The 24,123-nt window shown below is 55.3% G+C and carries 16 protein-coding genes and 1 pseudogene; 4 read left to right on the forward strand and 13 right to left on the reverse strand.

Annotation, left to right across the window (positions count from 1 at the left end; all coding sequences use genetic code 11):
* Positions 1–11 precede the first annotated feature (11 nt).
* The 5 genes and pseudogenes from RB_RS12710 to galE all read right to left on the reverse strand — a co-directional run bounded on the left by RB_RS12710 (position 12) and on the right by galE (position 6,767).
* Positions 12–611, reverse strand: coding sequence for a hypothetical protein (locus RB_RS12710; RefSeq protein WP_164922847.1), 600 nt, complete (start codon positions 609–611; stop codon positions 12–14).
* 20 nt (positions 612–631) lie between these two features.
* Positions 632–1,462, reverse strand: a complete 831-nt coding sequence (locus RB_RS12715) for a MotA/TolQ/ExbB proton channel family protein (RefSeq protein WP_011120828.1) — start codon at positions 1,460–1,462, stop codon at positions 632–634.
* Positions 1,459–3,279 (reverse strand): hypothetical protein, encoded by a 1,821-nt coding sequence (locus RB_RS12720; RefSeq protein ID WP_007333317.1) that lies wholly within the window; start codon positions 3,277–3,279, stop codon positions 1,459–1,461. Before RB_RS12720 ends, RB_RS12715 begins: the two co-directional genes overlap by 4 nt.
* A complete protein-coding gene (locus RB_RS12725; protein ID WP_011120829.1) occupies positions 3,276–5,471 on the reverse strand; it encodes a P-loop NTPase family protein in 2,196 nt (731 codons plus the stop codon). The genes RB_RS12720 and RB_RS12725 overlap by 4 nt, the downstream gene beginning before the upstream one ends.
* 211 nt (positions 5,472–5,682) lie before the next feature.
* Positions 5,683–6,767: pseudogene (galE, locus tag RB_RS12730) on the reverse strand (UDP-glucose 4-epimerase GalE).
* Positions 6,768–6,806: 39 nt separating this feature from the next.
* On the opposite strand from galE, the gene xerD reads away from it, so the two are divergent.
* A complete protein-coding gene (gene xerD, locus RB_RS12735; RefSeq protein WP_164921953.1) occupies positions 6,807–7,760 on the forward strand; it encodes a site-specific tyrosine recombinase XerD in 954 nt (317 codons plus the stop codon).
* A 15-nt stretch (positions 7,761–7,775) separates the two neighbouring features.
* Here xerD and RB_RS12740 read toward each other — a convergent pair whose 3' ends face one another.
* The 3 genes from RB_RS12740 to RB_RS12750 form a co-directional block, all read right to left on the reverse strand.
* Positions 7,776–8,954, reverse strand: a complete 1,179-nt coding sequence (locus tag RB_RS12740) for a beta-ketoacyl-ACP synthase III (RefSeq protein WP_164921954.1) — start codon at positions 8,952–8,954, stop codon at positions 7,776–7,778.
* Between the two features lie 201 nt (positions 8,955–9,155).
* Entirely contained in the window at positions 9,156–9,473 is a 318-nt protein-coding gene (locus RB_RS12745; protein ID WP_007329747.1) for an HU family DNA-binding protein, read from the reverse strand.
* Between the two features lie 173 nt (positions 9,474–9,646).
* A complete protein-coding gene (locus RB_RS12750; protein WP_011120834.1) occupies positions 9,647–14,272 on the reverse strand; it encodes an Ig-like domain-containing protein in 4,626 nt (1,541 codons plus the stop codon).
* Between the two features lie 647 nt (positions 14,273–14,919).
* Between RB_RS12750 and RB_RS12755 the strand changes: the two genes are divergently transcribed.
* The gene (locus tag RB_RS12755; protein WP_231846458.1) at positions 14,920–15,366 is read left to right on the forward strand and encodes a YbjN domain-containing protein; all 447 of its coding nucleotides are present in this window, start codon (positions 14,920–14,922) and stop codon (positions 15,364–15,366) included.
* Positions 15,367–15,567: 201 nt separating this feature from the next.
* Here RB_RS12755 and ahcY read toward each other — a convergent pair whose 3' ends face one another.
* Positions 15,568–16,914, reverse strand: coding sequence for an adenosylhomocysteinase (ahcY, locus tag RB_RS12760; RefSeq protein WP_007327756.1), 1,347 nt, complete (start codon positions 16,912–16,914; stop codon positions 15,568–15,570).
* 354 nt (positions 16,915–17,268) lie between these two features.
* Between ahcY and RB_RS12765 the strand changes: the two genes are divergently transcribed.
* On the forward strand, positions 17,269–19,821 hold the full coding sequence (locus RB_RS12765; protein WP_011120839.1) for a DUF1549 domain-containing protein: 2,553 nt from the start codon (positions 17,269–17,271) through the stop codon (positions 19,819–19,821).
* On the opposite strand, the gene RB_RS12770 is transcribed toward RB_RS12765, so the two are convergent.
* The 4 genes from RB_RS12770 to RB_RS12785 form a co-directional block, all read right to left on the reverse strand.
* The gene (locus tag RB_RS12770) at positions 19,818–20,678 is read right to left on the reverse strand and encodes an alpha/beta hydrolase (RefSeq protein WP_164921955.1); all 861 of its coding nucleotides are present in this window, start codon (positions 20,676–20,678) and stop codon (positions 19,818–19,820) included. The genes RB_RS12765 and RB_RS12770 overlap by 4 nt on opposite strands.
* Entirely contained in the window at positions 20,675–21,712 is a 1,038-nt protein-coding gene (gene floA / locus RB_RS12775; RefSeq protein ID WP_007327752.1) for a flotillin-like protein FloA, read from the reverse strand. The genes RB_RS12770 and floA overlap by 4 nt, the downstream gene beginning before the upstream one ends.
* A 132-nt stretch (positions 21,713–21,844) precedes the next feature.
* Positions 21,845–22,663: a HisA/HisF-related TIM barrel protein gene (locus tag RB_RS12780; RefSeq protein WP_011120841.1), complete on the reverse strand. Its 819-nt coding sequence runs from the start codon at positions 22,661–22,663 to the stop codon at positions 21,845–21,847.
* Positions 22,660–23,304, reverse strand: a complete 645-nt coding sequence (locus RB_RS12785) for a DUF2617 family protein (protein ID WP_164921956.1) — start codon at positions 23,302–23,304, stop codon at positions 22,660–22,662. The genes RB_RS12780 and RB_RS12785 overlap by 4 nt, the downstream gene beginning before the upstream one ends.
* Positions 23,305–23,490: 186 nt before the next feature.
* On the opposite strand from RB_RS12785, the gene RB_RS12790 reads away from it, so the two are divergent.
* The gene (locus RB_RS12790) at positions 23,491–24,069 is read left to right on the forward strand and encodes an anthranilate synthase component II (RefSeq protein WP_007333306.1); all 579 of its coding nucleotides are present in this window, start codon (positions 23,491–23,493) and stop codon (positions 24,067–24,069) included.
* Positions 24,070–24,123: the final 54 nt, after the last annotated feature.

Genomic DNA, 24,123 nt, shown 5'->3' on the forward strand with positions numbered 1-24,123 from the left:
GACCTTCGAGTTTACTCGCTGGAAGCGTTCAGACCACTCTGCATCAGCTGAACCGCACGTAGCCGCATCTGATAAACAAGCGTCTCAACCGGAAGCATGTCTGCACGGGGCTTCACCAAATCGTCGCTACCAATGATTCGCGGGACGCGATTTGTTTTTGAAAACGGACTCGTCTTCTCCAGTCTTCGTGCCGTCGCCAACAATTGTTCAGCCAATCGGAAGGACTCTGCTGGTCCAGGCAATCGCTTGGAGGCAGTTTCGCCAGATTCTGAACCGGCGGCCCTCCCACTGACAGCATCGCCGAGAGGATCAATCTGAGAGTCCAAGACGGATCCATCCAGTACGCTGCCACGTTTTCGTATGACGCTCAGCACGTCGTCCAACATGCCATCGCCAGTTGGATTGAGCGGATCACCCTCAAGTGCTTTCTGAATCTTTTCCTCCGCTTCGTCCGCGGGTGTACCGTTGGGCGTCTCAACCGTCGGCAACTCCAATTCCTTCCAATCGTCCGTGGGCGGCTGAGCGATCACCGTCGTTGATATCGACATCAACATCACGGCGAGCGTCATTCTGCCGCCAAACCACCGATTTTTCTTCTCAAAGTGATCCATGGGTCCATCCGTTGGGAGTGTCATCGGGTTCCATCTTGTTCAGGACGCGGTGCTTTGCGGCCGGGCATTTGAGCCGGTGGCACAGCAACGATTCTTCCGCCGCCAGGCGTACTCGCCGAAACCAATCGAGATGTTGCGGCCGCTCTTCGGCGAAGCGGAGCCAAAGCTCGATCCGCGTGCATTGTGACATCAGACAACAATGCGTCCACTCGATTTCGCAAAACACCCGATGCGGCAAGAGCCGGAATTGCGACCAGCAATCCACCAACCGTCGTGACCAGCGCCTGGTAAATACCCTCCGCCAAGTCACCAGCACCGGCGACACCACGTGTCGCCGCGACTTGACGAAATGCGAAGATCATTCCCGTCACGGTTCCGAGCAACCCGACCATCGGTGCCAAATTCGCAATCATCGCCAAGTAGTCGATTCGCCGAAGCATCCGAGACGATTGGTCGACCAATGCGTCCTCGACTGACTTTTCGACTTCCGGCCATCCGTACTCTCGATGATTCAATCCAACCGCAATGATCCCCGCCAGAACGCTGGGTTTCTGACGCAGCAACGTCTCAGCTTCCGCGACGCGAGAAGACTGCAAGGCAGCTGCCACTTCTTCGCTCAGCTTATCAGGAACCACATCTTGACAACGAAGCGCCAACGATTGATCGACCACCAAGTAAACCGCCGCGATACTGAATGACAACAGTACAAACAGGATCATCAACCCAGGAATCCCACCGCTGGTCACGATCGACCATATCGACTCCGGTTTCCCGGCTGGGACTTCTCCTTGAGAGAGCATCTGCGCCCATAGCATGTTGTTAGCAAGATCCGGCAGCTTGTTTCCAATCATCGTTCTCCATCCACTGCTCGGCCAACCGACAACAAAAACTCCGCATCGGCGAGCAATGGATCACTCCACGCCAAACGCAGCACACCGTCACGCTGCAATCTCTGAATCAATTGCTCGTGTTCTTCTCGCAAACGAATTTCGATGCGATCAACTCGCGCCTTCGCTTGAACCCACGAAAGCACCAGCATCGAAAAGATCGCCACAGGCAAAACAGACAAGAGCAAGCTGGTCAGCATCATCGACACATCGGGACGCGGAAACTTGCCTAAATCTCCTGCGACGCCTTCGGCTTGCAACACGTCTCGCATCGTCGAATAACTTGCGTCGAAGTAGCCTCTGTACAGTGCCACGAGTGGCCCGGTCATCAACAGCCAAAACAGCAGTGTTCCAGCGAGCCCCGCCACATTGGCGAACCAAGTCGTCGCGGAACCTTGGCTGATCGCGGTATCAAACGACTTCTGCGATGACTCCTGCAAAGTTTCGATCCCCGCCAAGGATGCAACCGGTGCGTCGGGCGAAGACTCGATCTCCGTTTCGATCGTTCCATGGCGGAGTTTGTTCAGCTCAGCCCGAAAACGTCTTGCCATCGGCCCCAATCGATCCGCCACCGAGGCCGCTGTTCGTTGTCGCAATCCGGTCCGCAAATCCATGTCAGCGGCTCGTTGATCACTCACGTTTCGAGCCCCCGCGTAAACGGCACCGATCAACGAAGGCAACGACCCCGACAATGACAACAACACACGATCCCACGCACCGTGAGTCAAATTCAGCAATGACAACAGCGTTCGATAAGGAAACCAAATCGCGGCAGTGTCAGCCATCAGCGAAAGACGCAGCCGACTGCGAATCGCGGCTCGTAGTGGCGTCGTTCCACCGAGCAACGTTCCCGCCACTTCGGAAGGCAAACGCGTCGCTTCCGCATTCAGTCGATCAACGGCATTGGTTAATTCTGGCAACTGAGTTTGCAACACAGAGGCTACCGCTGCGGAGAAACGTGCATCCAAAGCGGACAGCCGAGTGCTCCGACGTTGGTCACCGCCGCCCGATTCGCAGATGGCTTCTTCAATTCGGCGTCCCAAGGTCTCAGCCAGTTGGATGCCGATTTCATCTTCACCACGAGCGTCGATTTCAAAATCGCTGACAATCACCGCGGGAGCAATCTGGCTCTGTGGTGCCGTCGATCGCAAACGTGCAACCAAAGCCTCGACGTCGGCATCCAACGAATCATCATTGACGTCGGCCATGTTCACGACGGGAATGACGACGGTGCCTTCGGAGGCGGCTGCCAACCCCGATACACGCTGGCTTCGCAATTGATCGCGTCGAATGACCATCACCAAGACAGACGCGGTCGACAACGCTCGCTCAGCCACTCCCGCGATCGCCCGTCGATCATCGGTTGCGCCCGGAGCGTCGACCAGCAAGTAAGGCGAACCGATCGATCGCATTTTGCCGGCGTCGCACGCCAGAAAACGTTCGTGGCGAGCATCCAAGTCAGCAGGCGGTTTCGGTCCGATCCAAGTCAGTTTTTCAGTCGCTTCGTCAAGCGAGTTGCCGCTTCGAATCGCATCGACCGGACCGCCTCGAATCATTTGGCGAACCAACCATGACTTGCCCTGTCCGGTTGCTCCCACGACGGCGACGACGACCGAATTGGATGCTCGGTCGGTCAAAATCATTTCGCGAGCTTCCGCATGATCGCGGCAGAGTTCGCCAATCTCACGCCCAGTTTGGCTGTTGCCCAGCACCCGGTCCGCGGCGTGGTGAACACGCTGCAAAAAACGATCACCCGAGTCATCCATCACAATTGCGTTCATCGCAGGACTCCTGATTCAGCAGGTGAGCCACCGGCCCGTTTGCTCGCTCCGGTTGGCCGAGGTAACAACCGTTTCAGTTCAGCAATGAACTCATCCCGAACCCGATACAGCGACACCATTCTTTCAGGAGGTTCGCCACTGGCAATTCGCGATGGCGGCAAGGTGACGTCCACATTGCCCACTCGTACGTCCATCGGTGGATCTGGCCGAGCCACACCGAGCTCATCACACAGCACCGCCAAAAAATCAGCGAGTTGTTGACGTGCGGCCTGTTGGCTGACGTCTTGCGTTCCCCGATTAGCTGCCCACATCGTCGACATGATCGTCAGCCCCGCAGCAGCCAGCATCTCTGGAATCGATGCGGCCAGAATTGCATTGGCACCTAGATCAACAGGAATCATCAGCACCGCACCAAAGGTTGCAAAGAGTGCCGCGAGTGGAGTCAGTCCCGTCGCGATCTTTCGATGCACAGGCACTTCGGACCACATTTGCCGAACAGCGGTATCCAAACGTCGCGGATCCAACGTCGTAAAATCATCTTGTTCGAATCGCAAGACCGCTCGCTCGACCGGTTCACGGAATGCCGAAACACCGTCCTCCGACGCTGACGTGTGATCCGAAGTCTCGGCAAGATGTGTCAAAACCGTCGTTCCACCATGGCGTTCAATCTCGTTGATCAAACCGGTTGGCTCAATCAGCCCACCATATTCACCACTTCGGAATCGCCCTTTGATATCATCGGCGGCGCGGCGTGACACGGCCGTCGGCGTTAGATTGCGAATGAAGTCACCCGCCCCTCCGACGACGCGTCGCAGCGTCGCGTTCAGGCGAACTCCCCAGCGAGCGTACCAAGGTGCGGTCGCCGCGAACGATTCACTGAGCTGGCGAATAATGCGTTCGCTCTGATGCAAGCGCAGCTCAATCACCTCGCCGCCAATTTTTCGATGAGCGAAATATTCCAACGCCGAATCCAGCAACACCTGTTGGCACTGACGCGTTTTCTCAAACGACTGATCCGCATCCCGCCGAATCGACTCCAGGCCCTGGTTCCAAACCGCATCTTCTAAGTTGATTCGAAGGGCTTGATGCAATTGCGAAAACAGAACTCCGCGGTCCAGCTTGGACGGCAACGCCTGCAACAATCGATCCTCATCAATCGCCGCGGGTGGATTGCTATCAGGATCTTCGCTAACGGAAAAGAACACCGGCAATGGATCGGGATCGTCTTCTCGCTGAAGGTCTGATTCCTGCGCAGAGATTGCATCGCGTTGCGGATGCTGACCACCAAACGCCGGGATGAAAGGGCGGCTCGAAGGAACATCAAAGTCGTAAGCGGCATAGAGCGTTCCGACACCATATTTTTGAACCAAAGGTGCAAACGTTTCGTGCACTTGGTCCGGTGTTTGCCGCGGACGCACCTTGTTGACCGCCAACATTCGAGGCACACCTGGCATTAAATCGGAAGCAATGCGAAGCAAATCCGCCAGTGTCGTGTCGCGAGATGATTCAGCGCCGGTCACGATCAAGAACGCGGAACACAACGTCGCCGCGCGGCCCAACAATTCGCGACGTTGTTCAGGTGATCCCAACCCAAACTCTTCATCCGAAACGATGTCAGGACAATCCAGCAAACCAACGCCAACTTCGTCGAGCCCGGGATCGGTGCCCAACAACGGCACGGACAACAACGATGCATCGCCGTCTCGATTGTTGTACTGCTCTGCCGCGATATCAGGATCGAGAGACAACTCCTCGGGCGCGTTGCCCAGCGAATCACCGATTCGCGTGATCAGAAGACTCCATAGCTCCACGTCCGAGCGCCAACTCTGTGGCAACCACAAGACAAATCGATGCGTCCCATGCCGGTTGCTCGTTCCTCGTAGCGTTCGGCGTTGGCCGGCTTCCGATAGAAACGAACTGACCAGGCTCGTCTTCCCGCTATTCAGCATTCCGGAAACAGCGATCGTGGGTCGATCGATCAATTTGGAAGCGGTGTGAAGTCGTCGCCCCGCCGCCAAGGTGGCCTGCGATTGTGCCGTTTCAATCCGCCGCAACGCAGTCAGATAGCTCTCGCGACCTTCACTGGGCGCAATTCGCGAAACCGCTGCCCGTCGATCATCGTCTTCCAACAAAGACAGCAACGCCGGCCAATCCACCGACGAGTCTTTTGTGGAACGTCGCAATGGAAACATGAACGATTCGACGCCAACGACTTAGCAATGAAACTGAACTTGGCGAACCGAACCCGCCGTGACCTCTATCATCATGATTCAATTCGACGACGACAACCAGTCGGAGGAGATCACAGGGCAAACTCGCCCCTCCGATTGGTACGTACTGCGACGGAATCGGGTTGCCGTGAAAACTCGATCCTGACCGCGGTTCGATGGCGAAAGCGGTCGCTCAAACGGTGTCGTAACCTGGGGGTGCGTTTGGTGCCAATTCCATGCTGTCTTCACGATGTCTTGGATGTCAGTGTAACGAGGCTTCCACCCTAGAACTTCTCCCGCCAACTTCGCATCGGCAATCAACTCCGCCGGATCGCCAGGACGTCGCTCGCCCATGACTTCAGGAATGGGGTGCCCAGTCACTGCACGACACGCATCCACAATCTCGCGGACGCTCGTTCCTCTGCCGGTGCCGAGATTGACTTGGATGCCTTCGCCCGGTTTCAGTCGATCGAGAGCTCGCAAGTGAGCATCGCCCAAATCATCGACGTGGATGTAATCGCGAATGCAAGTTCCGTCTGGCGTGGGGTAATCGTCGCCGAAGATCGAGATCGACTCACGCTGCCCCAAAGCAACCTGCAAGACAATGGGAATCAAATGCGACTCAGGGTCATGATGCTCGCCAATCGTTCCATCGGGTCGAGCACCGGCCGCGTTGAAGTATCGCAGTGCCGCATAGGCGAAACCGTATGCGTGGGCGTAGTCCGCCAACGCTTTCTCGATGACCAACTTGGAAAATCCGTAGGGGTTGATCGGATTTTGTGGAGTCGTCTCGGGAATCGGCACGGTATCCGGTTGCCCGTACGTTGCCGTGGTGCTGCTGAACACAATCTTCTTGACGTCCGCCGCACGCATCGCTTCCAGCAATGACAACGTAGCGACGACATTGTTTTGGTAGTAGATCGCAGGATCACGAACGGACTCACCAACTTCCGCGAAGGCGGCGAAGTGCATCACCGCATCGATCGAGTGCTCTTTTAACAGCGATGTCAGTTTCGCCTGATCGTTCAGGTCGCCCTCAACCAGCAAACCTTCCGGAACCGATTTGGCATGTCCGCGCGACAGATTGTCGAACACGACGACTTCGTGACCAGCGTCGAGCAACAATGCGACCGCGTGCGATCCGATGTACCCGGCACCGCCGACGACAAAAACTTTCATGGAAGAATCTTGAAAAGGAGATGGTTCGAGAAAAATTGACATTGGCGGCGACGAGCCATCAAGACGATAACTCATTGGAATCGATCCAATGAAGAGCACATATGTAGTGCGTCCTTGAACGCCGTCGAGCACACCAGAGTGGCTAAACGACTCACAAAACTGCAGCAATTGAAGTCCGGACAGACAGAATCCGTGGCTCCGTCGGCCGGTCAAGCGGTTTGTGATGAATTTTTGGTTTACCTGAAACGGGAATGTCATCTAGCCGACAACACAGTTGCCGCCTACGGACGAGACATGAAACGTTTCGTCACTTGGATGGACGGACGCCGCCCTGCGGACCTGACAATCACTGAATTGTCTGATTTTGTCGCATCGCTTCATGGCGAAGGCCTGGCTCCGGCATCCATCTCGCGGGCCATCGTCGCAATTCGGACCTTCTTCAAATACCTGCAGCTCGAAGGTATCACGGTCGACAATCCGGCCGAGCTGCTGGCAACACAGAAGGCTTGGCAGCGAATGCCGGGCGTCTTGTCGCCAAATGAGGTCGAGGCATTCCTTTCCGCGGTCAAGAAGTCCGATTCGTTTTGGCAACGGGATCGTGCCCTGCTGGAGGTACTCTACGCCACCGGCTGTCGAGCTTCTGAAGTTTGCACCCTTCGCGTTCGCGACCTGACCCTCGATGAGAAGACACTTCGTTGCCACGGCAAAGGCGACAAGCAGCGAATGGTTCCGATTGGCGGCCGCGCGATCCGAGCGATCCAGCTGTACCTCGAAGAAAGCCGCCATATCCTGGCCGATCGAAATCCGGGACAGATCGATGAACTCTTTCTATCCCGAGGCGGCAAAGCACTCGACCGAATTCAGTTGTGGCGGCTAGTGAAACGCTATGCCAAGCGTGCAGGGATCTCAGACGAGATCAGCCCGCACAGTTTGCGACATAGTTTCGCAACTCACTTGCTGGCCGGCGGAGCTGACCTTCGGCAGGTCCAAGAGATGCTTGGACACGCCAGCATTCAGACGACCCAGATCTACACACACGTCGAACACTCTCGCCTGCAACGCGTGCACCGGGACTTTCACCCGCGAGCGTGAGCGTCCTTGAGTTCGCTACCAACGAAACAGCGCGGTGCCCCAGGCCAAACCTGCACCGAAGCCGCACAGCAGCACTAGATCGCCTTCTTTCAAACGGCCGGCTCGAGCGGCTTCGTCCAGGGCGAGTGGAATGCTGGCTCCGGAGGTATTGCCATACTTGTCGAGATTGACGAACACTTTTTCAGGCGGAACGTTCAAGTCGGAAACCGCTGAATCAATGATTCGTTGATTGGCTTGGTGCAACACAACCAAGCTGAGTTGATCCGAAGAAACGTTGGCCGCTCGCAAGACGTCCTTGGCACTCTCGTCAAAGACTCGCACTGCCCACTTGAAGACACCACGACCATCCATCTGCAAATAACGGCTGGCTGAGTCTTCGCCATCGGTGGTAATTGGCGTTCGGGATCCGCCCGCAGGAATGCACAGCATTTCGCCACCGCATCCTTCACTGCCTAACTGATAGGCCAAAAGACCATCGGTTTGGATCGTGGAATCAGCTGCTGAACCGTTGCATTCTGTTGATTGGCATTCGTCTTGGGTCGATGGCACCAGCAGGGCTGCGCCAGCGGCATCACCAAACAACGGATAGGTTTTCTTGTCCTCAGGATCCACCGTGCGACTCATCAGGTCAGCACCGATGACCAAAACGTTGCGAGCATTGCCGTTGGAAACGAACTGGGCACCAGTGACCAACGCGTACATGAATCCAGCACACGCAGCACCGATGTCCATTGCGGGTGCAACCGCACCGAGACGACGTTGCAAGTGACAAGCCGTCGATGGAGTGGGATGGTCGGGTGTGATCGTGGCAACCAGGATCAAGTCAATCTCGTCGACCGAAACATTCGCGTTCTCAAGACAACGAAGCGCCGCCTCGTAACAAAGATCGCTGGTCGCTTGCCCAGGCTCCGCGTGTCGACGTTGCAAGATGCCGGTGCGGCGAACGATCCAATCGCTGTCGCAACCCAGAGCGGCCAAGTCTTCATTCGTGACAATGCGTTCGGGAACGTACGATCCCGTGCCGGCAATGCGAACGCCTTTCAAATTTCCCATCCGACCGCGAGTTGTCGCATTGCCCGGCATCACTGCCGAAACAGCTTCGGTTGGAACAGCAGTCGATTCAGCGGAGGATTCTTCGTTCACAGATTTCGCGGCCAAGTCATTGGCGGTGACGTTCGAGGAAGTTTCGATCATGTTGCCGCCGAGAAAAGATCATGGATGAAAAGCGGGTGAAGTATAGCGGGATTGCCTCTCGCTGGCATCCCGATTCAGCGATGGCTTCCTGGAACGGTGCTTCACGGCGCAAACGTTTCGCCCACAAACGAAAACTGCCCCGCAACGCAGAACGCGATGCGGGGCAGCCAATTCGAACTTCGAAGGAAGCTGATCAATTGATCAGATCATTTCCTTCAGGCCCTTCAGTGGGCGGATAGTCAGCTTCTTGCTGGCGGGCTTTGGAGCCAACCAGATTTCTTCGCCGTTGGCAGGGTTGCGGCCTTTGCGCTTTGGCTTGGCGGGAACGTCCTTCAACACGATCTTGCAAAGACCTGGGATTGCGAATTGTCCGGGGCCACCCTTTTGCAGCGACTTTTCAATCTCAGCGGCCAACGAGTCGAGGACTGCAGCAACGTCTTTCTTGGTCAGTTCGGTCTCTTCTGCAATGTTGGCGATGATTTGAGTCTTCGTCGGCGGTTTGGGCGGTACTTTGGCCATGAGCGGCACCTGCAAAAATGGGAGAACTAAATAGTGAGTAGGAGTTAGAACGTTGGGATTCCCCTCCGATGCGGCACAAGTGTTATGTCCCGCGTGGTCGCTCCGCAACCCTTCCAAAGGCCAAAAACCCCGTGTTTTTCAGCCTTTTCTGGAATTCGAGGGTCGAATTCGGGTCAGTTGGACCCAGAAACGCCTGTCAAGACCTCATCGACGGCTTCGCCGAGCAATTGAGGCTGGCCTGTCACACCGCTCGCGACCACGTCTTCGGCGTCCGAAATTCGGGTCAAACTGTCGGTGACATCGGGCATCGCGGCGTCGATTTGACTGGCGTCATCCGACTCGGCCACGACCTTCTCGGAGTCCCCTGAGAGGACCTCGATTGGCTCACCGGCTGGCTCCACGCTGCTCTGAATTCGAGAGGTTCCCAGTTCGCTGACCGGAACAGTTGCATCAGCCATCGTCACGGCGGAAGCAAGCGGTTCGCCGGCTGCTTGAGTCGTGGATGACTGAGTGCTGGCGGCAGCGGTGGAACTCGATGTTGGTGCTTCTAGCTCGATCCCGGTCTCATCGAAGTTCAGGATCAACAGACGGAATTCACCAACCTGCCCGCGGACTTCGAGTGCGTTTCCATCATTCAGGTTGGCGGTACCACTGACTTGAGCCGTGGTGGTCGCACCGTTGGCCGTGGTCGATTCCGTCGCATTGACAGTGATGCTGGTGCCGGCTGCGTTGAGCGACAATTCCACGTCACTCAATCGCGAGTCCGCAGCGCCACTGGACTGCATGTAGAAAGCATTGCTGCCCGGCAAAACCGCAGCGACCACTCGACGAGCAGGCGCGGAACCAAACCAGTCATTGACCCGGATGTACTGAGGCAACAATCGCCCAAAGCTCAACGAAAGGTTTTCGTCAGATTCATCGGCGCCGCTTTCAATGTCGATTTCGCGAGCTTCCTCACCACCTTCAAAGAACGGAACCGCGGGGATGCTCAACTTGTACGAACCAGGCAACATGTCCGGAACACTGATGGTGCCGCCAGAAACCACGACGGAGGAATCCGACAAAGGAATCGAAACAGATTCGCCACGTGCGTTGGTGCCGGACAAGATCGCCGCTTCGTAAAAACTGCTTGACAAAGCACCGATCGAATCGAACTGAAAATTGAATGCCCGAGCGAGATAATCCGCGATGTTCACCGTGATGGTGGCAGTCGAACTCGACAATCCACCAGCGTCTTGCACTTGATAAGTGAATGTGTCGGTGCCCGTGAACGTGCTGCTCGGCGGCGTGTACAGGATGCTCGAACCATCTGAGCTAACTGTCACGGTCCCGCCTGCCGATGGCGTGCTGAGATTGACGAACTGCAACACCTCGCCGACGTCGACATTCGCAGGAAGATCGCCACGCGTCAGAACCGCTTCGTTGCTCGTCCCGCGAACGGTGTCGACGGTCACGTTTTCGCTGAGGGGAGCGTCGTTTACCGCAGTCACAGTGAAGGTCACCGTCGCTGTCGACAATCCACCGCCGGTGTCGCGGATGGTGTAGGTCACTGTTTCAGTGCCATTGAAGTTGGCGGCCGGCTTGTAAGAGAGCCCAGACCCACTGTTGACGATCGAAACCTGACCTCCATTGGACGCCGATCCAACACCCGTGATCGTGAACGATTCGTTGTCCGCGTCCGTCGTGTCGTTCGCCAGGACATCGTAGTTCACCGCATTGGAGTCTTCCAAAATCGTTCCGGTTGCAGGGAACGAATCATTTACCGCCGTCGGTGCGTTGTCATCGCTTTGGATATTGACGGTCACTTGCACTGTGTCGGTGCTGGTTCCATCACTGACCGTGTACTGGAAGGTATCTGTTCCAATGAAGTTGGCCGGTGGCGTGTAGTTGATCGACAATCCATTGGACGCAATGCTCAACGTGCCTCCGTTGCTGGCCGTACCAACAGCGGTAATCGTCAGCGTTTCGCCAGGATCAGCAGTGGACGCTTCATTGGCCAATACATCCAACGTGTTCTGGCCCGAACCCGAAATCACCGTGAACGTGTCGTCGACACCAACCGGTGGGTTGTTAGTGGTGACATCGCCAACGGTAAGTGTGGTGCTGCCATAGTTGATCGAACCGGCGGGCAAGCGATCGTTGTTGAAGAACAACAACGTTTCGTTTGCACTCACGTCGGCGGGATTGGTGGTGAACGTCAACGAACCATCGGAGATCGCACGCATGCGAACCGTTGCCATCACCGACTCTTGCAAGTTGGTTGGTGAGAACCGGCTACTCGCCGCTCCAATTTCATTGAACAGCCCGCTGGACAAGGTTCCGCGAGGCAGGAAGTCGAAATCGTTGTCGTACTCGATGGATGTTCCAGGGACAAAATCAGCGATCGATGAATCAAATTCGATGTCGGCGTACGCGGAGTAGATCCCTCCACGCTCGCTAAGGTCTCGAGCGTCGACACCAATCAATTGCAAGAAGAACTCCTGGCCGACGTCCACCGAGTCAATTGTGTTGCCGTCCAAGTCAGTCAGACGCACTTCAAGTCGTGCCAAAGCTTCTTCTGCAATCGTCACGGAGAACGATTCCGTGTAGGTGTTGCCCGCCAAGTCGCGGATCTCGACCGTGAAATCGTTCGATCCCAACTGAGCCGCAGTGGGCGTCCAATTGATGATCCCTGTTGATGAACCAATCGTGGCTCCGGTCGGGAAAACAGTCAGGCTGTAAGTTGCACCACTGCCTTCTTCGCTACTAGAAAGATTGGCTTGGTAAGCAGCACCAACGTTGCCTGTGCTCGAGTTGGCAGGCAACGTGAATGAAGGATCAGTTCGATCCAATGTGACAGACAAAGCTGTCGAAGTTCCACTGGTGACACCACCAACGATTTGGCGGGCCGCCAAGCTGTAGGTGCCATCGCCAATTGCAGCCAAGTTGCTGGTTGTGATCGCGATCGATCCGCCCGTCGCCGTCCCAACACCGACAACGGTGTTGTCCGCGGTGTTGATGATTTGAACCGTTGCTCCCGTCGTCACTCCGGAAACATCAAACGTCAACGATGCTGCATTGGTCAGGTTGTCCCCGCTGCTGTTGCCCGTATCAGACGAGGAACGCAGATCCAAAGACGATGGCGCGGCCGGTGCTTGCGTGTTGCTATCGGTGAATGTGAAGACCAGGCTTTGCAAGTCCGAATTCGACCCAGCATTGGACGCAGCAGCGACTCCAACGGTCAGCGAAACGGTTTGCGTCCCCGAAACATTCGCGGCCGGCGTCACTTGCAACAAACCGGTTGATGCATTGACCGTGGCGGTACCACCGGTCACGCCACCGCTGACGAAGTACTGAACCGCGTCGCCTTCCAGGTCGAAGCTTTCCAACTGCAGCTCAACCGGTGTCGTCTTTGGTGACGAAGCTGGGACGTTGATGTCCTCGAGGTAGGGCTGAGCGTTGCGGCGGTCAGTTGGCGGGTCCGTGATTGTCACCGGAACAATTTGATCGAACGAATTACCGTCCGAATCGGTAATCGTCACCGTCACCGTCGTGCTGCCGGTGCCGCCCAATCCCTTCAGCATGATCACCGAGTTCTCGGTGTCGTTGAACACCGTCGCGTTGTTGATCACGATGTCCGTGGTCGGCTTGTTCGACGTGCTGTTGTTGACCTGCATATTGCTGATCGCTTCGCGTACGTCTTCTCCTTCAACCAACTGGCCAAACACCGAGTGGTTGAAGTCGAGGAAATCGGTTTCGACTTCCGTAATGAAGAACTGCGAATCGTTCGTGTCATCCGACGACTTCGCGAAAGACAGCACACCCGTTCGGTTGTGTTGCAAATCGGGATGGAATTCGTCGTCGAAGTCACCCAGATTTGATCCGCCGGTCCCGGTACCGGTGGGGTCACCACCTTGAATGACGAAACCGTTGACGACGCGGTGAAAAATCAGACCGTCGTAAAAGCCGCTGTTCGCCAAATCGATGACTCGCTCGGTCGGACGAGCAGCACGCTGCTCGAACAATTCGAACACCATGTCGCCAAAGCCATCCATGTCCAAACGCAGCGAACGATTTCCGCTCAGAACAGTGGCTTCGACCAAGTTCGGGTTGGCGACCGAGACGGTCACGGTCAGCGGACCGCCTTCAGCATCGTATCCGTCGATCGGAATGTGCAGCGGCGAACCAAGTTCGACAGTTTGGGCATCGATCGTTTCAAACGAAGGATTTTCGTTGTCCGAAGTTGGAATCGCAACGCCGCTTCGCGTGCTCAGAGTTTGCAGCGATTGAACCCCAGTCAATCGCGTCCCATCCGGAAAGACCCAGGTCGGATACTCGCTGATGTTCAACGACGAAAACTGAGGATCCTGTGTTCGATCCGGCAACGTGACTTCGACGAATGGAAGGTCATCGCCACCATCCTCGAACAATTGTTTTTGTTGGGTACAGGCCGGGCACCAATGGGCACCATAGAACGTCACGCCAGCCGCGTCCAAATCTTTCGCGAACTGCACCAAGTCCTGCCCAGGCTCGCCTTCTGCAGCACGATCCGACGTTCCGCGATCGGTCGACGAACTTTCCACCGCCGCCGAGGATTCACCAGCAGAACCGAAGAACCCTTCGGTTGCGAAAAGCTCGACGTCGCCAGCCATCATCTGGCGTTTTTCCAACGACTCCAACTGCAAACGCCCTCGCTGGACTGGTTCACCAGAGGGTGCAGCGGACGTTCCTTGGATCCAAGACATCAAACGTCGTCGAACCTGGCTTTGGAACGAGTGTTTGGAAGCAGATGGACGGCGGGAAGAATTGTCGAAGTTCATCGGCGGAATTTTCTTCAGCTGAAGGAGTTCCAGTTTTGGTCGCTGCCCCTGAAAGCTCAGGGCCCAAAATCCGGGGGATATCGGTGGTTATTCGACGACGCGGAGTCGTTGTGACAAGCTTTTTCGGCACAGCCGCGCCGGTCAAGCTAATCGGTACGGTTTAACGCACCGTTTCAGGTTAAAGCCGGCACGCAGGAGGATCCAAACCCAACCAGCACTTCAACCAAATTCTCAGCCAAACCCGTGTGGAATGTTTCGATTTTGAGGCTTGCCGAGCGCACGTCTGCCACAGCAATGACGACACGCTCCGTTGAAAAGGGGGACTTTCACGTCCTCAATACGACGTTTTCCGTCGCAAATTGGTTCCAATCGATCTGGACGCTCTGGGAATTCTTGCCGATCAGGCAGGCTGCCCGACGGGAAATCCCTCGAATCACCCTCGCGATGCTTCCCCAGGGATGCCCAGTTCCACGGAGGGGCACGACTGACCGATGCGGGTCGACTCCACCGCCCTTCGCAGTCATGATGAAACAGTGGCGAAGCCGTCCTGGCCGCGAACCATCAACGGAAAATCGACGTCGAAAGATTGGGCCAGGCTAATCTCGCCCGTTCATTGCCAGAACCACATCCACCGAGGAGCCGCCGGGATGTCTGCCCAAGTCGACCAGTTTTCTGCTTATTTGGACCGTGGAGAGATCAAATACGAGCAAGACAGCGAAAACAGCTTCTTCCGGATGATGTTCGACGGAAAACACGGTGACATTCGCGTTTTGATTGTGGTTGAAGACTCTCTCATCCAAGTCTTCTCTCATCCAGCTAACAAAATCCCCGAAAACAGCCGGCGAGCGATCGCAGAAGCGGTTTGTCGTGCCAACTACGGGCTGAAGGTGGGAAGCTTCGAACTTGACATGGAAGACGGCGAACTGCGTTACCAAACATCCATCCCGTTGGGCGATGACTTCCCCGACGACGATGTCCTGGACCACATCCTTTATGTCGGTGGAGCGATGGTTGATCGATACGTCCCCGCATTTCTTTCCATCATCTATGGCAACGAAGACGTGAAATTGGCAATCGAAGCAGCGGAGATGTAAACCTCTTCACAACATCAGTCGCCAGCCAACCAAAAACAGCCGACCGGGATTTTCCCAGCCGGCTGATTTTAAATTGTTAACGCCACAAATTTCCGTGGCGTTGAGCATGCCTTTAGTGCCGTCGGCATCGCCTTCCCGCGATGCCCTGGCTCTGCAAACGCGGCTTTGTTTCGAAGAGCCTACGCCTTTCAAAACACCGGCTTAATAGCGGTAGTGGTTTGGCTTGTAGGGTCCTTCGACTGGCACACCGATGTAATCGGCTTGCTCTTGAGTCAACTTGGTCAGCTTCACACCGATTGCTTCCAAGTGCAAACGAGCAACTTCTTCGTCCAATTCTTTTGGCAACAAGTAAACCTGAACGCCGTACTTGTCGTTGTCACGATTCTGGTACAGCTCCATTTGAGCGAGCACCTGGTTGGTGAACGAACTGCTCATGACAAAGCTTGGGTGCCCGGTTGCACAACCAAGATTCACCAATCGGCCCTTGGCCAAAATGATGATGCTTCGGCCGGTGTCATTGAACGTAAACCGATCAACTGCACCGATGTCCGATGGCTTGATTTCGCTGACGGTCGCTTTGCCATCAGCAACTTGTTGCTCAGCCCATGCGATGTCAATTTCGGTGTCGAAGTGCCCGATGTTGCAAAGAATCGCATCGTTGGGCATTTGCTTCATGTGCTCGCCCAAGATGATGTCTTTGTTACCCGTCGTGGTGACGTACAAACGACCTTCTTTGCAAGCTTCTTCCATCGTGGTGACTTCGAAGCCTTCCATCGCAGCTTGAAGCGCGTTGATAGGGTCAATCTCAGTGACCAAAACGCGGCAGCCATAGCTTTTCAGACTGTGAGCACAGCCCTTGCCAACGTCACCGTATCCACAAACCACGGCGACTTTACCGGCCAACATGACGTCCGTCGCGCGCTTGACACCGTCCGCCAAAGATTCGCGGCAACCGTAGAGGTTGTCGAACTTGCTCTTGGTGGCCGAGTCGTTGACGTTGATCGAAGGAACACGCAACTTGCCCGATTTGTTCAACACCTCCAGGCGATGAACGCCAGCGGTGGTTTCTTCACTGATGCCGTAGATGTTGTCCAGCAATTCAGGGAATCGATCGTGAACCATGGCGGTCAAGTCACCACCGTCATCCAAGATCATGTTGAGTTTTTCGCCCGACGGGAAATCCAGCGTTTGCTCGATGCACCAATCAAATTCTTCCTCGGTCATACCCTTCCAGGCATAGACGGGAATCCCAGCCGCTGCGATCGCGGCCGCTGCGTGATCTTGAGTGCTGAAGATATTGCAGCTACTCCAAGTCACTTCGGCACCAAGCTCAACCAACGTTTCGATCAGAACGGCGGTTTGGATGGTCATGTGCAAGCAACCAGCGATTCGAGCCCCCTTCAAAGGCTTTTCCGCGCCGTATTTGCTGCGAAGTGCCATCAAACCTGGCATCTCGTTTTCAGCCAACTCGATTTCTTTGCGACCGTAATCGGCCAACGAAATGTCTTTGACCTTGTAAGGCAATTTTGTCGTTTCTGCTTGGGACACTACTTCTGTCTCTCAAATGTCGTGGAAAAGCCAACGCATTGAAAACAGCCCTCAAACGACGGGCGTCAGAGGGGTTGAGGACCGATCACAGGGACTCCTGCTGGTCCACAATCCGCCGCACGCAGCGTCGTCTTGGTGGGCTGATCGGGAAAACGCCCGATCGGCTGGCTTTGAAAGCGCGCAAAGTATAGACGAACCAGTTTTTTTGCCATCCCCATTTGAGAGTTCCGATTCAGATCTTTCGTTTCGCAAACGGGAGTCGATAGGCTATACTGGCTCCCAGGAGACGACTAAAACTCTAAGAAATAGCGTCACCGCCAGTTTTCCCACCTATCTCGCCCTCACGAGTCACGCATGAACGCGATCTGCGGCCCCACCCTCATGCTCACCAAACCGATGCCAGCCCAACCGCGAATCCTGGACAAGGCCGGTTCGGCAAAACCGTTTCTGCGATTTGCTTTCGCAGCAGCGTGCTGCTTTTCGTTCAGCCCTGAAGCCCGAGCGGAAGTTGATTACGCAACGGAAATCAAACCATTGCTGGCGAAGCGTTGCTATTCCTGCCACGGCCCCGATCAGGCCGAAAGTGGGCTGGGACTCCACAATGCTGAAACATCCATCATCGAAGGTGACTCAGGCGAGCGACTGATCGTACCGGGCGACCCAAACGCCAGCCACTTGCTGGAACGTATTGTCGCTAATGAAGACTACGAATTGATGCCACCAGAAGGAGAACCACTCGGTGAAGCAGAAGTCGAACTCATTCGACGTTGGATTGAAGAAGGTGCCACGTTCACCAAGCACTGGGCGTATGAACCAGTGCAGAATGTGACGCCGCCAGACATGTCTGTTGCAATCCAAAAGCACATCGTGGCCCAGGCCAAATCAAATGACGAACCGCCAAAAATTTCCCCCGTGGTTCAGGATTGGGAAAAGTCGGGACATCCCGTCGATGCATTTCTGCTGGACTCACTGCTCGCCTCGGGACTGACACCGAACGCCCCCGCAGATCGCCGAACATTGATTCGCCGGGTGACACTCGATCTGACCGGTTTGCCGCCAACACCGGAAGAAGTTGCCGATTTCCTTCGCGATACCGCCCCCGACGCTTTCGAGAACCTGATCGAACGCTTGCTGCAGTCGCCTCACTATGGTGAACGCTGGGGGCGCCACTGGTTGGACCTGGTCCGTTATGCCGAAACGAATTCGTTCGAACGCGATAACCCCAAACCCAACGCCTGGAAGTATCGCGACTACGTCATTCGCTCGTTCAATGAAGACAAACCGTACGATCAATTCGTTCGAGAGCAACTTGCAGGTGACCTCCTTGATGATGTCACCACCGAATCACTCACCGCGACCGGCTACTATCGATTGGGTATTTGGGACGATGAGCCTGCTGACCCATTGCAAGCTCGCTACGACGAACTGGACGACTTGGTCGCGGTGACAGGTCAGACCTTCCTCGGTTTGACGATCAATTGCGCGCGTTGCCACGATCACAAGATCGATCCGATTCCGCAAACAGACTACTACGGCATGTTGGCTTTTTTCGCCGACGTCAGTCGTTACGGAACCCGAGGTGACCAAACATCCAACAACCAAATCGACGTTTCCGATCCAGCGCTGAACGAAGCGTACGCGAAACTGGATGCCGAACAACGCAAGCTGGAAGAAGAAGCAACCCAAATCGAACAAGACGGCATCACTAAAATGTCGGCTCCCGATCAACGTGCAACAGAAGGCCCCAAGCGACAACGCGAACGCATTTTGAAAAAGAAACTGCGTCCGCTGCTCTCAAAGGAACAACGCAAGCGATACGACGAAATCAAAGCGGCACTGAAGCTTGTCACGGAAAAACGCAATGACCTTCCAGATCGCGAGCAAGTCCTCGGGCTCGGCAAACTGCGTCCTATCGAGGAAACGTTTCTGCTATTCCGCGGCAACCCTCACTCACCAACCGATCCCGTCACGCCGCGTTTCCCAGAGATTTTCAAAGAGACTGCACCAGAAATGACGCCGGACGAACGCCGTCGTGTTTTCGCGGATTGGGTGACCAGTTCCGACAACCGGTTGTCCTCTCGGGTGATGGCGAACCGAGTTTGGCAGCACCACTTCGGGCGAGGCATTGTCCGCTCGCCAAACAACTTCGGCGGTCTCGGCGTTCCTCCGACCCATCCTGAACTGCTCGACTACCTTGCAAATCGCTTGGTGGATGGTGGCTGGAAATTGAAGGATCTGCATCGTTTGATTTGCACTAGCAAGGCATACCAAATGTCATCCGAGATCAACGAATCATCAAGTTCGATCGATCCGGGCAACGATCTGTTCTGGAGATTCGATTCCAGGAGATTGAGTGCGGAAGAAGTTCGCGATTCAATCCTGGCGGTCAACGAATCGCTCAATCGTGAGAGTTATGGCCCAAGTTTCTACCCGAGTCTTTCGGCCGAAGTGTTAGCCGGACAATCCAAACCGGGCCAAGGCTGGGGCGACTCAAGTGAAGCGGAACGCAACCGACGAAGCGTTTACATCCACGTCAAACGATCGTTGCTCACTCCGCTATTGTCCGCATTCGACTTCCCCGAACCTGACACGACCTGCGAGGCACGCTTCGCAACGCTTCAGCCAGGTCAAGCCATGTCGCTTTTGAACAGTGATTTCATCCATGAAGAGGCTGACAAGCTGGCCAAATCAGTCCGCTCCCGATTGGCTGCTGACTCGGATTCCAAGGCATTTGTTGCAGCAGTGATCGAACAAGTCCTGATGCGTCCGGCTCTCGAAATCGAAATCAAAGAAGGCGTCGATCTTATCGATGAACTGATCGCCAAGTATGAAGTCGGTCCAGAACGAGCCAACGCGTTGTACGCACTCAGCGTATTGAACTGGAACGAATTCGTCTTCGTTTTCTAGCGATGACGGTTTAGAAAAGCCGCCGCGGTATCGGCAACCAAGATCGCATCCCCGGGGTGCCGGATCAAAAGATGATCTGCCCCGGAAAGAGTGATCACGCTGCATCCGGGTTGATCGTTTTCGCTGCTGATCAAACTTGAGATTCTTAAAGCATGGTCGTATCCAACGGTCTCATCCGTGGGCGAATGGAATGCGATGACCTGGGCACGTACCTTCGGCAATTGGTCGGCGAGTTGATGCGTTCGAAAATCGTCTAGCATCTCGCGACGTATCATCCAGCGACGACCGCCGATCTCAACCTCACCCGTTCCTTCTTCTTGGATCTTGGGATTCATTCGATCCAGCAAGTTGGCCAGATGGACCGTATCACTGGGTGCGGCGATGGCAACAACGGCTTTCAAGGTTTTCGGTCGAGCCACTTCATCAGAAGCAACCGCAAGCGAAGCGGCGCCACCGAAGCTGTGCCCAATAAGACCAGTCACCGACCCCAACTCGGATTCGGCAAACTGAATCGCGGACCTCAAATCAGCTTGATTTGAAGTGAAATGCGTGCGAGAAAAATCGCCGTCGCTTCCGCCCAAACCGGTCATGTCGAATCGCAGAACGTTAACGCCCAATTCCGCCAAGCGTCGCGAAATTCTTGCGATGGCCTTCAAATCCTTGCTGCAGGTGAAGCAATGACTGAAAACGGCCACGGGGGAATCGGCAAGCAATTCGCCCGTCAATCGTTCCCGAGGTCGATCGACGATCCCCGCCAACTCGAAGCCGTTGCCGCCACTAAAACGCACCCGATAGGAATGGCGTTCAAAAGGTCCCTCAACCGGCTCACCGGTCAAAGATCGAATGCCCGAACTCACGCCGAGCCTTCCGCCGCTGCAACACTGGATACGTTTCCGATACGACCGGCTTTAAACGCCTCGGCGAGTGCACGAGGAACATCGGCTTCCGCCAGAACCAAACGCGAACGGTTTTCGGATACGCGGGCGTTCATCTGTTGCTCAGCAGCAATGGCCTCCGCCCGGCGACGTTCGGCTTGAGCACGGGCGACCCGAGTGTCCGCTTCCGCCTGATCGTTCTGCAAACGAGCACCAATATTTTCACCGACATCAATGTCAGCGATATCGATCGAAACGATCTCAAACGCGGTTTGTGCATCGAGTCCACGCGAAAGAACGACGCGGGTAATCATGTCTGGGTTTTCCAAGACCTTGAAATGCGTCTCAGCGGATCCGATAGAACTGATGATGGCTTCGCCCACGCGAGCAATCACCGTGTCTTCGGTCGCACCACCGATCAATTGCTCAATGTTTGTCCGAACCGTGACGCGAGTGCGAACACGCAGCTCGACACCATTTTTCGTGATTGCGCTCAACGTTGTTTTGCCACTACGTTTCGGGTCAGGGCAATCGATGACCTTTGGATAGACGCTGGTTTGAACGGCGTCCAACACATCACGACCAGCCAAATCAATCGCCGCCGCCTGATCGAACTCCAAGGGAATCTGGGCTCGGTGAGCAGCAATGATCGCATGGATGACATTCATCACGTTGCCACCAGCCAGATAGTGAGCCTCCAACCGATGCGTGCTGATTCCATCGCGACGACCGATGTTCAATCCGGCTTGCGCGACCATCACCTTCGCCTGCACGATCACGTTTGGATTGACTTTGGTGAAATGCATGCGAATCAAGTTCAGCAATTGCACATCCGCATCAGACATGAATGCCTGAAACCAGAGCTTCCCGTAGCGAAGGAAAAAGAATCCCAACACCGCAGCAAAGAACAGTGCCAGAAAAACGCCGACGAGCAACAACAACGAACTGGAATTCAATCCGCCCGCAGGATTTTGTGCAAGCAACTGCCAATCGTGAGTCAGATCAATCATCGCCATGTTGTTTTCACTTGGTGAGTCAATTCAAAAACCTGACGCTCCATCCAAAGTTTGATGACGGCAGGCGTCCTAATGATAGCAGTTTGCCTATGGGCAAGCGAAGCCGCAGCAAAACCCGATTTCGCCTTGGTCCTACGAGTTTTCCGGGGTGCGACCCGTCCCCAATGCCGGCAGCATCGCGGAAGCGACCAGAAACGCCGAATAGCCTTCTGAAACGAGCCCACGAACGTCCTTCACATTGCGAATCCCACCACCGGTGATCCAACTCATGTCGCCAAATCGCGAAACGCAATCGGAAAACATTTCGCCACTAGCTGGGCCGGATTCGCTGCCAACCGAGGCGACGTCCAAAAGAATTCCTTCGCGAATATTTCGTTTGAGAGCGGCCAAGACCCAATTCGATGCGGTCTCCGGACCAACAAACTGCCCGGCTCGAAAATCCAAACTGAGTGTCAGGTTCGATGAATTGACGAACTCCAACATTCGGTCCTGCACGTCAAGCGAGTCTGCCGTTTCCGTGGCAATAATCCATCGCAAATTCGATTCATTTGCAATCGATCGATTCATGCGACTCAACCATTCCTGGTCCATTCGCGAAATCGAACCGGTCCATCCACTGTCGATCCACAGTGTTTCCTCTTGGCGAATTTCGGTCACCAAGGCGAGCAAGGCATCTCGCTGGCGTCCCGTCCCCATCAAGCCATTGAGATCCGCGACATAGAAACGTCGAATTCCAATCGACCGATACCAGTGCAGCAACGAACATTCGTCGGCGGACAGTCCAGCGATTGGTTGGTACTGCGAACGATTTCCCGCGATGCCATGCACCGCGACGCCATCTTTGAGATCGATGACTCCGATCAAGCGATCGAGCACCGGCTTCCATTGCTCGTGCAGTTGCTGAGAAAGCGAAGTCAGTCGCTGAGAAAGCGGAGTCCGCGGCGTGCTCAAGCCGAAGTTGCGTCGGCTTCTGGCAGAGTGAACAACGATTCCACTTTGACGATGGCGTAGTCATCAGGAAATGTGTGGATCGCTTGAATCAGCATGGAACGTCGACGCGTTTCAATGTTGACGTAGCTGATGGCCCCGAGTGCCATCCGACCGCTCGAATCAAAACGGTGCAGCAAACCTTCGGTGGGTCCAGTTCCCAATTGCTGGCCCACCATCCAGAACATCTTCGGATCGACCGTTTCGAGCTGGAAATGAGACCGATAAGACAATCCCGAACGACAAGTCGCTTCTTCCGTTCGGCTTCCCTTGAGCGATTGTCGAATCAAACAACGACGCGATGGCAAGGGTTGATGAGCACTGGTGGCAACCTCGCAAAGCGTGGTCGCAGGCGAATCAGCACTGGATGCTGAATTGAACGTGACCACGTGACCGCAATTGGTTACCTCGATCTTGGCATCGTAGCCGTCTCGTTCGATCCTCCGCGTTTGATGCACAACGAGAAGTTCCGGGTGCAGCGATCGACTGAACAAGTGAAACGCAAGTTCAGCAACTTTTGGGCGAACCGAAAGCACGATGAAGAGTCCAAAGAAGAGTTCGTATCTATCTCGTCGCGAAGATGGCTTCGCGTCGCGGTCAGTCACTCATTATACGCTGTCCGGCTGAACCTTCTAAAGAGCGTTTACGTCTTGACTCGGCAAGAATATCCTTTCCTTTTGAATGTCACGAATTCATCTTGACATCGCCGTTCCGCCTGATTTGTCGCTCCGACAGAATCCGCCTTGCCACCACTTCCGCAACCCAATGGGTTGCCACCCGGATTTGCCGCCATGATTTTGGTTATCGATAACTACGACTCATTCACCTACAACCTGGTTCAGCGAATGGGTGAAATCGATCCGTCGGCGGAAATCCGAGTCCATCGCAATGACGATCTGTCGCCGGACGAGATTGAATCTCTCTCCCCTGAACGGTTACTCATCTCTCCAGGACCGTGCACTCCCACCGAAGCCGGGGTCAGCGTCGAATGCGTGCGACGGTTCGCGGGCAAGTTTCCGATTTTGGGAGTTTGCCTGGGGCATCAATCAATCGGCGAAGCATTCGGTGCGACAATCATTCGTGCCCCCGAGCTGATGCACGGCAAGACGGATGGAATTCATCACGACGATGGCGGCTTGTTTGCGGGACTGACCAATCCATTCACCGCCACACGATACCATTCGCTTGTGATTGATCCCGACACCGTCCCAAAAGACTTGGTCGTCGGAGCGTGGACGGACACGGGAGGAAATCGACAAATCATGGGAGTCCGGCACCGCCAACACAAATTGGAAGGCTGGCAATTTCACCCGGAAAGTTTTTTGACCGAGCCGGGCGTCGAATTGATCAAACGTTTTCTGGCGTGGTGAACCAACGTGCGGCTGACTCGAAACGCGGTTTCGACCGCCTGAAGATTTGGGCGA

Source organism: Rhodopirellula baltica SH 1 (assembly GCF_000196115.1).
Taxonomy (GTDB): Bacteria; Planctomycetota; Planctomycetia; order Pirellulales; family Pirellulaceae; genus Rhodopirellula; species Rhodopirellula baltica.

Excerpts from the sequence above, each read along its gene's own strand:
- floA (WP_007327752.1), bottom strand. The coding sequence starts at position 21,712 with ATGGCGATGATTGATCTGACTCACGATTGGCAGTTGCTTGCACAAAAT.
- RB_RS12740 (WP_164921954.1), bottom strand. The coding sequence starts at position 8,954 with ATGATCGAAACTTCCTCGAACGTCACCGCCAATGACTTGGCCGCGAAA.
- RB_RS12765 (WP_011120839.1), top strand. The coding sequence starts at position 17,269 with ATGAACGCGATCTGCGGCCCCACCCTCATGCTCACCAAACCGATGCCA.
- RB_RS12790 (WP_007333306.1), top strand. The coding sequence starts at position 23,491 with ATGATTTTGGTTATCGATAACTACGACTCATTCACCTACAACCTGGTT.
- RB_RS12725 (WP_011120829.1), bottom strand. The coding sequence starts at position 5,471 with ATGTTTCCATTGCGACGTTCCACAAAAGACTCGTCGGTGGATTGGCCG.
- RB_RS12755 (WP_231846458.1), top strand. The coding sequence starts at position 14,920 with ATGTCTGCCCAAGTCGACCAGTTTTCTGCTTATTTGGACCGTGGAGAG.
- RB_RS12720 (WP_007333317.1), bottom strand. The coding sequence starts at position 3,279 with ATGAACGCAATTGTGATGGATGACTCGGGTGATCGTTTTTTGCAGCGT.
- RB_RS12750 (WP_011120834.1), bottom strand. The coding sequence starts at position 14,272 with ATGAACTTCGACAATTCTTCCCGCCGTCCATCTGCTTCCAAACACTCG.
- RB_RS12710 (WP_164922847.1), bottom strand. The coding sequence starts at position 611 with ATGGATCACTTTGAGAAGAAAAATCGGTGGTTTGGCGGCAGAATGACG.
- RB_RS12745 (WP_007329747.1), bottom strand. The coding sequence starts at position 9,473 with ATGGCCAAAGTACCGCCCAAACCGCCGACGAAGACTCAAATCATCGCC.
- RB_RS12715 (WP_011120828.1), bottom strand. The coding sequence starts at position 1,462 with ATGATTGGAAACAAGCTGCCGGATCTTGCTAACAACATGCTATGGGCG.